This window comes from Sphingopyxis sp. 550A, from assembly GCF_053569535.1.
The window spans coordinates 2,795,285-2,807,566 of the sequence record NZ_CM131615.1 but is presented as its reverse complement, the minus strand read 5'-3'; the positions used below and the strand labels follow the sequence as shown (position 1 = coordinate 2,807,566).

General features: G+C 64.3%; 9 protein-coding genes. 3 read left to right on the top strand and 6 right to left on the bottom strand.

All coding sequences use genetic code 11. The annotated features are described in order from the left end of the window. Positions 1–99: 99 nt before the first annotated feature. From ACVENA_RS13515 to ACVENA_RS13490, 6 genes are all read right to left on the bottom strand, one after another. The gene (locus tag ACVENA_RS13515) at positions 100–786 is read right to left on the bottom strand and encodes a DUF6975 family protein (RefSeq protein ID WP_449325788.1); all 687 of its coding nucleotides are present in this window, start codon (positions 784–786) and stop codon (positions 100–102) included. 243 nt (positions 787–1,029) lie between these two features. Further along, positions 1,030–1,728 carry a PspC domain-containing protein gene (locus ACVENA_RS13510; RefSeq protein ID WP_449325787.1) on the bottom strand — a complete coding sequence of 233 codons (699 nt, stop codon included), beginning with the start codon at positions 1,726–1,728 and terminating at the stop codon, positions 1,030–1,032. A gap of 379 nt (positions 1,729–2,107) precedes the next feature. Next, entirely contained in the window at positions 2,108–4,120 is a 2,013-nt protein-coding gene (gene rpoD, locus ACVENA_RS13505) for an RNA polymerase sigma factor RpoD (protein WP_329628877.1), read from the bottom strand. 38 nt (positions 4,121–4,158) lie between these two features. Then, positions 4,159–6,036, bottom strand: a complete 1,878-nt coding sequence (dnaG, locus tag ACVENA_RS13500) for a DNA primase (protein WP_449325786.1) — start codon at positions 6,034–6,036, stop codon at positions 4,159–4,161. After that, a complete protein-coding gene (locus ACVENA_RS13495) occupies positions 6,036–6,422 on the bottom strand; it encodes an endonuclease domain-containing protein (RefSeq protein WP_449325785.1) in 387 nt (128 codons plus the stop codon). The genes dnaG and ACVENA_RS13495 overlap by 1 nt, the downstream gene beginning before the upstream one ends. A gap of 100 nt (positions 6,423–6,522) precedes the next feature. Continuing rightward, complete coding sequence (locus ACVENA_RS13490; protein WP_449325784.1) at positions 6,523–6,975, bottom strand: GatB/YqeY domain-containing protein; 453 nt, start codon at positions 6,973–6,975, stop codon at positions 6,523–6,525. Positions 6,976–7,107: 132 nt separating this feature from the next. Between ACVENA_RS13490 and carA the strand changes: the two genes are divergently transcribed. From carA to carB, 3 genes are read left to right on the top strand one after another with little or no spacing between them, the layout of a single operon-like run. Further along, positions 7,108–8,355, top strand: a complete 1,248-nt coding sequence (gene carA / locus ACVENA_RS13485; RefSeq protein WP_449325783.1) for a glutamine-hydrolyzing carbamoyl-phosphate synthase small subunit — start codon at positions 7,108–7,110, stop codon at positions 8,353–8,355. Beyond that, positions 8,352–8,936: a hypothetical protein gene (locus ACVENA_RS13480; protein ID WP_449325782.1), complete on the top strand. Its 585-nt coding sequence runs from the start codon at positions 8,352–8,354 to the stop codon at positions 8,934–8,936. The genes carA and ACVENA_RS13480 overlap by 4 nt, the downstream gene beginning before the upstream one ends. Then, on the top strand, positions 8,936–12,256 hold the full coding sequence (gene carB / locus ACVENA_RS13475) for a carbamoyl-phosphate synthase large subunit (protein WP_449325781.1): 3,321 nt from the start codon (positions 8,936–8,938) through the stop codon (positions 12,254–12,256). The genes ACVENA_RS13480 and carB overlap by 1 nt, the downstream gene beginning before the upstream one ends. Positions 12,257–12,282: the final 26 nt, after the last annotated feature.

Sequence of the window (12,282 nt, the reverse complement as noted above, 5' to 3'; positions counted from 1 at the left end):
CGGTGCGCTGCCTTTCCCTTAACGTGAACGTCAAGCGAATGGCACAGCGCGGCAGGGGGTGCAAGCGAATCTCCCCTATCGCCCGCGGAAGAGCGCAGGTCAGGGATGTGATCGGCTGGCGGCGCGGGCGGCGAGGAGATCCCATAGACCGCTGTGCTGCGCGATCAGTTGCTGGGCGCCAAAGACGATCGCGCGTTCGACCGCGGGGCCGTCGGCGATCTGCGCTGCGACGCGAGCGGTGTCGCGCAGGTCGGGCAGGGTGCAGCGCGGCGCCGCGAGTTCGAGCCGCTGCGCGCTGATGTCGAGCAGCACGCGGATCGTGCGCCAGTCGAGCGTCAGCGCGATCGCGGCGCCCATCGCGCAGCCCTGGCGATCCGATTCGGCGAGCATGTCGAGCGCGCGGCGCTGCGCCGCGACGGCGGCTTCGCACTGCGCTTGCCCCTGCGTGCTCGGCATCGGGCCGACCGCGGCGGCGATCTTCGACAGAAAGGCGCGTTCCTGGGCGAAGGCCTGCGCCGCTTCCTCCATCCATTTGCGCGACGCCGGATCGACCGCCTTGCGCGCTGCGCTGTCGACGACGCCGGGATAGCGGCCATGGAGCAGGCAGAGGAAATGGACGGCGTCGGCCAGATTGCGCATCGCCTCGGGCCCGCTCGACAGCGCGCCGGATCGGACGTGCGGATGAGCCCCGGTGCCCTCGCTGGCGACCAGATTATCGAGCAGTTCGGCGACGCCGCGCGCTTGCGACAGAGGTCGGGCCGATTGGGGCTGGGTCGATGAGCTCAACGCTGGATCCTTGCCTGCTGCGTGGGCTGGTCCCCCCATCGCGTGGATTTCGAGCGTTCCGTCTTAAGCCAACGTCGTAAACGCCCCGTTTATGAGCGACCTTCGATTCGTCGCATTGCTGTGCCGGATAGAGACGGGTCGGTCGGAAGCGGAGACGGAAGGACCGGCAAGCCCGGGGAAGCTTGCCGGTCCGGTGACGGCGCCGGGGAGCGCCGATCGGGGGTGGGGGCGGCCCGCCGCCTGTCAGGCTGCGAGAGCCATTTCGCCGATCTTTTCACCAGCCGGCGCGGTGTCCTCCACGACGGCCGGCAGCGGCTGCGCGGCAGCAGCGGCGGCCTTGTTCGGGAAGAGAAGCCGCGACAGCAGCACGACGGCACCGAGCGCGAAATAGGCGATGAAAGTCTGCACCGGCAGAAAGAAAAGCGGCGCAATGAAGGCGAGGCGAAGCCACAGCGGGTTGAAGCCGAAATCCTGACCCACGGCCTCGCAGATACCGAAGAAGGTGTCGCGGCGGCGGAAGAGATTGGTGGTTTCGTTTTCCATCATATTGTCTTTCCCTTTGGCTGCGGGCATCGCCCCGTGCCGATGCCGAGTGCATCGCAAAGGCCGTGCCAATTTGTGCAGCCCCCGAATTTCCGGGCTTTTCCCGCGCCGGCCGATGCCGGTCACCTGCCCTGGACCTCGAATCATTTCCCATCGAGTGGGAATGTTCGCCATTTGATGGGTGGCGCCTGAACCGCGCATGAAGCCCTCCCGTCGCGATGACGCAAGGCTATCTGGGCGGCAAATATGAACATTTAAAGAGAGGCAGCGAAAAAATTGTGCGATGCAGCATTCCGGCAACAGCTTGATCCGAAGTGCGAAACAACGGTGCTTATGGTGATTGCCAAAATCGATGCCGATGACGATTTTGGGGTAGGAAGCGGCCCTTCCCAGCCACATTCGTCATCCCGGCGAAGGCCGGGATCTCACCCTATCGCCATGACGCATCGGCGAGATCCCGGCCTTCGCCGGGATGACGGAGTTTTGTCGCATTGCTGATGATCCTCCCTGTCGCGCAGCGATGGGGAGGTGGCAGCGCCCTTCGACTGCCTTGGCAGGCGCTCAGGATAAACTGCGCCTTTGGCGAAGCGCTGACGGAGGGGCGCTGCCGCAACCGTCGCGGCCCCTGCACCACCGCTTCGCGGCGGTCCCCCTCCCCACGGCTCCGCCGCAGGGAGGATTAGGTCCGCAACCGGTTGCTAACGGACACCACATGTCGACAAAGCAAAACACCCCGCCGGCGAGGGCGGGGTGTCTGCTGTCGGGAATGTTCCCAAAACTATTGGTCGAGGAAGCTGCGCATCTTGCGGCTGCGGCTCGGGTGCTTGAGCTTCCGCAGCGCCTTCGCCTCGATCTGGCGGATGCGTTCGCGGGTCACGCTGAACTGCTGGCCGACTTCCTCCAGCGTGTGGTCGGTGTTCATGCCGATGCCGAAGCGCATGCGAAGAACACGTTCCTCGCGCGGGGTGAGGGACGCCAGAACGCGTGTTACCGTTTCCTTGAGGTTCGACTGCACCGCGGCGTCGACCGGGATGACGGCGTTCTTGTCCTCGATGAAATCGCCGAGGTGGCTGTCTTCCTCGTCGCCGATCGGGGTTTCGAGGCTGATCGGCTCCTTGGCGATCTTCATCACCTTGCGGACCTTTTCGAGCGGCATCGAGAGGCGCTCGGCCATTTCCTCGGGCGTCGGTTCGCGGCCGCTTTCGTGGAGGAACTGGCGGCTGCAACGCACCAGCTTGTTGATCGTCTCGATCATGTGGACCGGGATGCGGATCGTGCGCGCCTGGTCGGCGATCGAGCGGGTGATCGCCTGCCGGATCCACCAGGTCGCATAGGTGCTGAACTTGTAGCCGCGGCGATACTCGAACTTGTCGACCGCCTTCATCAGCCCGATATTGCCTTCCTGAATGAGGTCGAGGAACTGCAGGCCGCGGTTCGTATATTTCTTGGCGATCGAGATGACGAGGCGCAGATTCGCCTCGACCATTTCCTTCTTGGCGATGCGCGCTTCGCGTTCACCCTTCTGGACCATGTTCACGACCCGGCGGAATTCGGTCAGGCTCATGCCCGCGGCCTGCGCGATTTCCGAAATCTCGATGCGGATGCGGTCGACCGCGCCCGCTTCATTCTCGGCGAAAGCGGCCCATTTCTTGTCGATGCCGCTGACGCTATCGAGCCAGTTCTCCTCGAGCTCGCGCCCGACATAATTGTCGAGGAACGACTTGCGCGGCACCTTGTGCCGCTCGGCGAGACGCAGCATCTGGCCGCCGAGCGCGGTCAGGCGGCGGTTGTAGCTGTAGAGCTGGTCGACGAGATATTCGATCTTGGTGCCGTGGAACTGCACGCTTTCGACCTGCGCGGTGAGCTCCTCGCGCAGCTTGTGATATTTCTTCTCCGATGCCGCAGGGAATTCCTCGCCGCCCGACAGCGATTCGAGCCGCGCTTCCTGCAGCTTCTGGAACGCCTTGAAGCTCTTGGTGATGGCGGCGAATTTCTCCAGCGCGTCGGGCTTGAGCAATTCTTCCATCGCCGCGAGGCTCAGCGTATTGTCCTCGTCGTCTTCCTCGAAGCTCTCGCGCTTGCCCGAGGTGCCTTCGCCGTCCTCGTCGTCGCCGTCGGCGGACGGTTCTTCCTCGACCTCATCCTCGTCCTTGAACGAGACGCCGGCGGTCTTTTCGCTGATCTCGCCGTCGTCGCCCTCGGCCTCGTCGTCGAGATTTTCGGGCGCCGGATCCTTCGAGAGCATCGCCTCGAGGTCGACGATCTCGCGAAGCTGCATGTCGCCGTTGTTGAGCGCGTTCGACCATTCGATGATCGCGTTGAAGGTCAGCGGGCTTTCGCAAAGCCCGAGGATCATCGTGTCGCGCCCCGCCTCGATGCGCTTCGCGATCGCGATTTCGCCCTCGCGGCTGAGCAGTTCGACCGCGCCCATCTCGCGCAGATACATGCGCACCGGGTCGTCGGTGCGGTCGATCGTTTCCTTCTTCTTCTCGATCGCGGGGTTGGAGACCGATCCGGTGCCGGCGCTGACATCGACCTCGTCATCGACCTCCTGCTCGGCCTCTTCCTGCACATCCTCGTCGCTTTCGACGATGTTGATGCCCATGTCGGAGATCGCCGACATGATGTCCTCGATCTGCTCGGACGACATCTGGTCCTGCGGCAGCGCCTCGTTGAGCTCGTCATAGGTCAGGTAACCGCGCTTCTTGCCGCGCGCGATCAGCTTTTTGACGTCGGCTTCGTTGAGGTCGATCAGCGGGGCGTCGGTGTCGGCTTCGTTCTTGGTGGCCATCAAATCTTCCTGCCTAGGGGCATCAAAAGGGTCGGTCTTCACTGGCTGCTGCTGTCGGACAGCGCGGCCAGGCGGCGGGTCAGTTCCTTGTCGATCGCGCGCAGCTTTTGCTGCCGCGCAAATCCTTCCTCATCCATCGTGCGCTGGAAATCCGCGGTGGCCTCTGCCAGCCGGGCGCGGATTTCGGGCTGGGTGACCAGCACGCCGATATATTCGTCGAGGTCGCGCAGCGCGATTTCGCGTGCTGCATCAGCCTCTTCGCCTTCAAGCCTTCGATTGAATGAGAAGTGCATTCCGTCGGCTCTGAGCAATGTCGTCGCCCTATTATACACTTTCATGGGCTCCAATATGGCAAGCAACCCCTCGCAATCAAGCCCTTCCTGGGCATTTGCGATGTCAAGCATCACGCCCAGCAATTCGGCGTCGCCGGAATCGGGGATGGCGAGGCGGAAAAGCGCTTCCTCGTTGCGCCTTATGGCCTCGGGATAGCGGAGCAATCCGCCGAGCAGCGCGGCCGCATAAGGTGCGTCGATGCCGGTCCGGCTGAGCGCACGCGTTTCGTCGGCGGGGGGCTGGAGTCGCGGGTCGGGCACGAAGCGGCGGCCGCCGCGCTGCGGCTGCGGTGCCCAGGGCATGCGCGGGCCGCGATCGGGGCGTTGCCGGGCAAACAGAATGTCGAGTTTCTCGCGGAAGGCTTCGCGATAATGGTGGCGCACGTCGGCATCCTCGATCGCGTCGGCGTGGGCGAGGAGCCGCGTCTTCAAGGCGGCGCGCTCCTCGGGCGTCGCGAGCGGCCCGGCCGCGACCTCGTGCGTCCAGAGCCGTTCGACGAGCGGCTGCGCTTCGTCGAGGACCGCCGCAAAACCTTCGGTGCCGCGCGCGCGGACGAGGTCGTCGGGATCCTGCCCGGCGGGGAGCGTCGCAAAGGCAAGGCTGAAACCGGGGCGAAGCAGCGGCAGCGCGCGCATCGCCGCGCGCATCGCGGCCTTCTGCCCCGCTGCGTCACCGTCGAAGCAGAGGATGGGCACCGGCACCATCCGCCAGAGCAGGCCGAGCTGATTTTCGGTGAGCGCGGTGCCGAGCGGGGCGACCGCGTCGGCGATCCCCGCCTCGGCGAGCGCGATCACGTCCATATAGCCCTCGACGACGATGATCCGGTCGGTCTGCCGCGACGCGGGGCTCGCCTTGTCGAGGTTGAAGAGGGTACGGCCCTTGTCGAACAAAGGCGTGTCGGGCGAGTTCAGATATTTGGGCTCGCCGTCGCCGAGGATGCGCCCGCCGAACGCGATCACGCGGCCGCGCGCGTCGCGGATCGGGATCATCAGCCGGCCGCGGAAGCGGTCATAGGGCTCCTTGTCCTCGACCGAAATCAGCATCCCCGATTCGACGAGCATCGCGGTCGGGAATTTCTTGAGCGCCTCTTTGAGCGCGCTGCGGCTGTCGGGCGCGAGGCCGAAGCCGAAGGCCGCGCGGGTCGCATCCGAAATGCCGCGCTTCTTCAGATAATCGCGCGCGGGGGCGCCGTTACTGCTGCCGAGCTGCTGGGTGAACCAGTCGGCCGCGGCCTGCGTCACGTCGCGCAGGCTCGCCTGCTCCTCGGCCTTTTTCGCGGCGCGCGGGTCGGGGGCGGGGACGTCCATGCCGGCTTCGGCGGCGAGCTCCTTGACCGCGTCCATGAAGGAGAGGCCGCGCTGGTCGGTCATCCAGCGGATCGCATCGCCATGCGCCGAGCAGCCGAAGCAGTGGTAGAAACCCTTTTCGTCGTTGATCGTGAAGCTGGGCGTCTTTTCGTTATGGAAGGGGCAGCACGCCTTATATTCGCGGCCGGCGCGCGTGATCTTCACCGTGCGGCCGATGAGGGTCGAGAGGGTAATGCGCGCGCGCAGTTCGTCCAGCCATTGCGGGGTAAGGGCCACTAATCTCCCCTCCCATTTATGGGAGGGGTCGGGGGAGGGCATGTTTCGAGGACGCGCTTGATCTCGCTCACGACCCCCTCGATCCGCTCCAACACATCATTGTTCCAGAACCGGATCACCCGATAACCCCGTGCTTCCAGATAGGCCGTGCGCGCTTCGTCCTTCGCTACATCAGCCGCGTGCTGCCCGCCATCGACTTCGATGACGAGCTTCGCCGTTCGCGAGACGAAATCGCAGATGAAGGGCCCGATGGGGAACTGACGATTGAAGCGGACGCCCGCAACCTTTCGGGCATTGATTTGCGCCCAGAGCTTGCGTTCGGCGTCGGTGGCGTTCAGCTGGAGTTCGCGGGAGCGTGCGGTCGGTCGTTTGTAGCCCTTGTCCAATAGGCCCTCCCCCAACCCCTCCCGCAAGCGGGAGGGGAGAATGCATTTGCGGCCGTCTGTCCCCCTCCCGTTTGCGGGAGGGGTTAGGGGAGGGCATGTCTCAGGAGAGCGCCGCCTTCACCCACCCGCTCGCCTTGCTCATGTCGAGCTCGGAGCCGTGCCGTTCCTTCACCGCCGCCATCACGCGGCCCATGTCCTTGAGGCTCGCTGCGCCGAGTTCGGCGACGATCGCCCTGATCGCGGCAACCGCGTCTTCTTCCGAAAGCTGCGCGGGCAGGAAGTCCTCGATCACGACGACTTCGGCGGCTTCGGCATCGGCGAGTTCCTGGCGGCCGCCCTGTTCGTACATGGTGATCGATTCGCGGCGCTGCTTGACCATCTTCTGCAGCACGTCGGTGACGAGCACATCGTCGTCGGCCGGCGCGGTGCCGGTGCGCAATTCGATGTCGCGGTCCTTGATCTTCGCCAGCATCAGCCGGATCGTGCCCAAACGCGCCTTGTCGCCCGCTTTCATCGCGGCAACCTGCGCAGCCTTGATGTCATCGCGAATCATGCGTGTCCTCTTTGCGCTGCAAATTTCGGAAAGGCCCTCTCTAGCGGCAAGATTCACAATCCGATAGCTTGTGAATCATTTTTTTGGCTCCTACTTGGTCGGCCGTTTAGCCTTCCATCCGGAGCAGATTAAATGGCACCAGCCAATCCTTCCGTCGCGCCTTTCGGGGCGACCGGCGTCCTCGTCCTTGCCGACGGCACGATCCTGTGGGGCGTGGGATATGGCGCCGCCGGGGCCGCGGTGGGCGAGATCTGCTTCAACACCTCGATGACCGGCTATCAGGAAATCCTGACCGACCCGAGCTATGCCGGGCAGGTCGTCACCTTCACCTTTCCGCACATCGGCAATGTCGGCGCGAACCCGGAGGATATGGAGCGCGGCGTGCATGGCGCGGTCGGCGCCATCACGCGCGAACTGCCGACGCAGCCCAGCAATTTCCGCAGCGTCCAGACGCTGCCCGAATGGATGGCCGAACAGGGCGTGATCGGGCTCGCGGGTATCGACACCCGCGCGCTGACCCGCCGTATCCGCGATGCGGGCGCGCCGAACGGCGTGATCGCGCACAGCCCCGACGGCAAGTTCGACGTGGACGAACTGCTCGCGATGGCGCGGGCATGGCCGGGGCTGGAGGGGCTGGACCTTGCGAAGCAGGTCAGCCGGACGGATACGGGCGACTGGGATGCGGGGACGTGGGAATTGGGCAAAGGCTACCAGTCCCCCTCCCGCTTGCGGGAGGGGCTAGGGGAGGGCATGTCGACCTCCGCCTCGACCGAAACAGACCCTCCCCCGACCCCTCCCGCAAGCGGGAGGGGAGACGGTCGCCCCCATGTCGTCGCAATCGACTATGGCGCGAAGGACAATATCTTTCGCAACCTCGTGAAGGCCGGCGCGCGCGTCACCGTGGTGCCCGCGACCGCGAGCCTCGACGAAGTGCTGAGCCACAAGCCCGACGGCGTGTTCCTGTCGAACGGCCCCGGCGACCCCGCGGCGACGGGCGACTATGCGGTTCCGGTGATCAAGGGGCTGCTCGACCGCGATATTCCGCTGTTCGGCATCTGCCTCGGCCATCAGATGCTCGGCATCGCGGTGGGCGCCAAGACGGTGAAAATGCACCAGGGCCATCGCGGCGCCAACCACCCGGTCCAACGCGCCGAGGACGGCGTGGTTGAGATCACCAGCATGAACCACGGCTTTGCGGTCGACGCCGCGACATTGCCCGATGGCGTGGTCGAGACGCACAAGAGCCTGTTCGACGGATCGAACTGCGGCCTCGCGATCACGGGGAAACAGGCGTTCAGCGTGCAATACCACCCCGAGGCGAGCCCGGGGCCGCAGGACAGCTTCTATCTGTTCGAGAAATTTGTGGGCGGGTTGAAGTGATCGATCTGCCGCCACCGCCGAGCTACGAGCAAACAATTCAGGCTGTGGTTCAATGTGGCATTCCGCCAGATAATATCCGCGTTGAATATATAGATGAATTTCAATCCGATATGGTTTACATTAGCGATTTGGGAGAAGTTTCGGAAAGCAAGCTGAAATGCCTCAAGTCAGCAGTTCACCCTTTCTACACTTTGGAGATCGAAAAGGAAGAACAGCGAGCTGCCTTCTACGAATTTTCTTGGCGAGAAGACCGTCCAAAGGAAAAGGCAGATGCTACTCAATGGCTGCTATCTAAAGATTTTCTGCATCTACTCCCTGCTTTTGATCCTCAGCAAGACTTGGATCGTTTTATTGAGGCATTGGAGACGGCATGCGGACTAAATAGCGGTGGAGCTTTGATGGTATGGAGCGCTTCGGAAGTCGCCGTCCGGCCAGATTTTATTCAGGGCACAGATTTCGATGCGCTGACTGAGAAGCTCGCTTGTCTTCGCAACATGTTTGTCGCGTCCGACGCTGAGGAGCACGGCGTCCATTTCGTTTTTATCGGCAACGCGCAGCCCGCAAAAGAAGAACAGAAATAATGCCCAAAAGAACCGACATTAAATCCATCCTCGTCATCGGCGCCGGCCCGATCGTTATCGGTCAGGCGTGCGAGTTCGACTATTCGGGGACGCAGGCGATCAAGGCGCTGAAGGAGGAGGGCTATCGCATCGTCCTCGTCAACTCCAACCCGGCGACGATCATGACCGATCCCGATCTTGCCGACGCCACGTACGTGGAGCCGATCACGCCCGAGATCGTCGCCAAGATCATCGAGAAGGAGCGCCCCGACGCGGTGCTGCCGACGATGGGCGGGCAGACCGCGCTCAACACCGCGCTGGCGCTGTTCAACGACGGCACGCTGACCAAATATGGTGTCGAGATGATCGGCGCCGATGCGGAAGCGATCGACAAGGCCGAGGACCGGCAGAAATTCCGGGACGCGATGGACAAGATCGGGCTCGAAAGCGCGCGTTCGGGCGTCGCGCACACGCTCGAAGAGGCGTTCGCGGTGCTCGAACGCACCGGGCTGCCCTCGATCATCCGCCCGTCGTTCACGCTCGGCGGCACAGGCGGCGGCATCGCCTATAATCGCGAGGAATTCGAGCATATCGTCCGCGGCGGCCTGATCGCCTCGCCGACCACCGAAGTCCTGATCGAGGAATCGCTCCTCGGCTGGAAGGAGTTCGAGATGGAGGTGGTGCGCGACCGCAAGGACAATTGCATCATCATCTGCTCGATCGAAAATGTCGATCCGATGGGCGTCCACACCGGCGACAGCATCACCGTCGCTCCCGCGCTGACGCTGACCGACAAGGAATATCAGATCATGCGCAACGCGAGCATCGCGGTGCTGCGCGAGATCGGCGTCGAAACAGGCGGTTCGAACGTGCAGTTCGCGGTCAATCCCAAGGACGGCCGCCTGATCGTGATCGAGATGAACCCGCGCGTGTCGCGCTCCTCGGCGCTCGCGTCGAAGGCGACGGGCTTCCCGATCGCCAAGGTCGCGGCGAAGCTCGCGGTCGGCTACACGCTCGACGAGATCATGAACGACATCACCGGCGTCACCCCGGCGTCGTTCGAGCCGACGATCGACTATGTCGTCACCAAGATCCCGCGCTTTGCCTTCGAGAAGTTCAAGGGCGCCGAGGCGACGCTGTCGACCGCGATGAAGTCGGTCGGCGAGGTGATGGCGATCGGCCGCACGATCCACGAGAGCCTGCAAAAGGCGCTGCGCGGGTTGGAAACCGGACTTTCGGGCTTCAACTTCGTCGAGCGGCTGAAGGGCGCCACGCACGATCAGCTTCGCAGCGAACTCGCCCAGCGCACCCCCGACCGGCTGCTCAACACCGCGCAGGCGATCCGCGAAGGGCTGCCGCTCGCCGAGATCAACCGCGTCGCGGGCTATGATATGTGGTTCCTCGAACGCATCGCCGAGATCGTCGCGGCCGAGGAGGATGTCTGCCGCAACGGCCTGCCGCGCGATGCCGAGGGGCTGCGGCGATTGAAGGCGATGGGCTTCTCCGACAAGCGGCTTGCCTATCTGGCGCTGCAATCGGCGAATTTGCAGCCCGGCGCACAGCGCGCGACCGCGCGCGGCAGCGGACTGATCCACGAAGCGGTCAAGGCGATGACCGGCGGCGTCACCGAGGCCGAGGTGCGCGCGCTGCGCCACAAGCTCGGCGTGCGGCCGGTGTTCAAGACGATCGACACCTGCGCGGCGGAGTTCGCCGCCAAGACGCCCTATCTTTATTCGACCTACGAAGCGCCGACCTTCGGCGAGCCCGAGAATGAGGCGAACCCGTCGGACCGCAAGAAGGTCGTCATTCTCGGCGGTGGGCCGAACCGGATCGGGCAGGGGATCGAGTTCGACTATTGCTGTTGCCACGCCTGCTTCGCGCTCGAAGAGGCGGGCTATGAAACGATCATGGTCAACTGTAACCCGGAGACGGTGTCGACCGATTACGACACGTCGGATCGCCTCTATTTCGAGCCGCTGACCGCCGAGGATGTGCTCGAAATCCTCCACGTCGAAATGTCGAAGGGCACCCTCGTCGGCGTGATCGTCCAGTTCGGCGGCCAGACGCCGCTCAAGCTGGCGCAGGCGCTGGAGGAAGCGGGAATCCCGATCCTCGGCACCTCGCCCGATGCGATCGACCTTGCGGAAGACCGCGAGCGTTTCGCGGCGCTGGTCAACAAGCTGGGCCTCAAGCAGCCCGAGAACGGCATTGCGCGCAGCCGCGAGGAAGCCGTCGCGGTCGCGGCGCGCATCGGTTATCCGGTGCTGACGCGCCCCTCCTATGTGCTCGGCGGCCGCGCGATGGAGATCGTCGACGACCAGGCGCAGCTCGAACATTATATCGAGACCGCGGTGCAGGTATCGGGCGACTCGCCGGTGCTGATCGACCGTTATCTGCGCGACGCGATCGAGGTCGATGTCGATGCGCTGTGCGACGGCACCGATGTGGTCGTCGCGGGGGTGCTCCAGCATATCGAGGAGGCCGGCGTCCATTCGGGCGACAGCGCCTGTTCGATCCCGCCGTACAGCCTGTCGCCGCATATCGTCGCCGAGATCGAGCGGCAGGCCGACGCGCTTGCGCGCGCGCTTGAGGTTCGCGGCCTGATGAACATCCAGTTCGCGGTCAAGGACGACGAGGTGTACCTGATCGAGGTCAATCCGCGCGCCAGCCGCACCGTGCCCTTTGTGGCGAAAGCGGTCGGTTCGCCGATCGCCAAGATCGCGGCGCGGGTGATGGCGGGCGAGAAGCTCGCCGACCTGCCGACGATCAACCGCGACATCGCGCATGTCGCGGTGAAGGAAGCGGTCTTCCCCTTCGCGCGCTTCCCCGGCACCGATCCGGTGCTGTCGCCCGAGATGAAGTCCACCGGCGAAGTCATGGGAATCGACAGCAATTTCAACCTGGCTTTCGCCAAGGCGCAGCTCGGCGCAGGCGACCGGCTGCCGACCAGCGGCCGGCTGTTCGTGTCGGTCAAGGACAGCGACAAGCCGCGCATCCTCGATGCCGTCCGCCGCCTCGTCGGCTGGGGGTGGCAGGTGATCGCGACCGGCGGCACCGCGACCTATCTCGCCGAACAGGGGATCGCGGTCGAGCGCGTCAACAAGGTTGCCGAAGGACGCCCGCATATCGTCGACCGGATCAAGGACGGCGACGTCCAGCTCATCTTCAACACCACCGAAGGGTGGCAGAGCTTGCAGGATTCGCAGTCGATCCGCGCCTCGGCGCTGGCGGCCGACGTCGCTTATTACACGACCGCGGCGGGAAGCGACGCCGCGACCCACGCGATCGGTGCGCTGCGCGCGCACTCTCTTGAAGTGAAACCGCTACAAGACTATTATTGAGGGACCGCTCCACCTCCCCGACATTA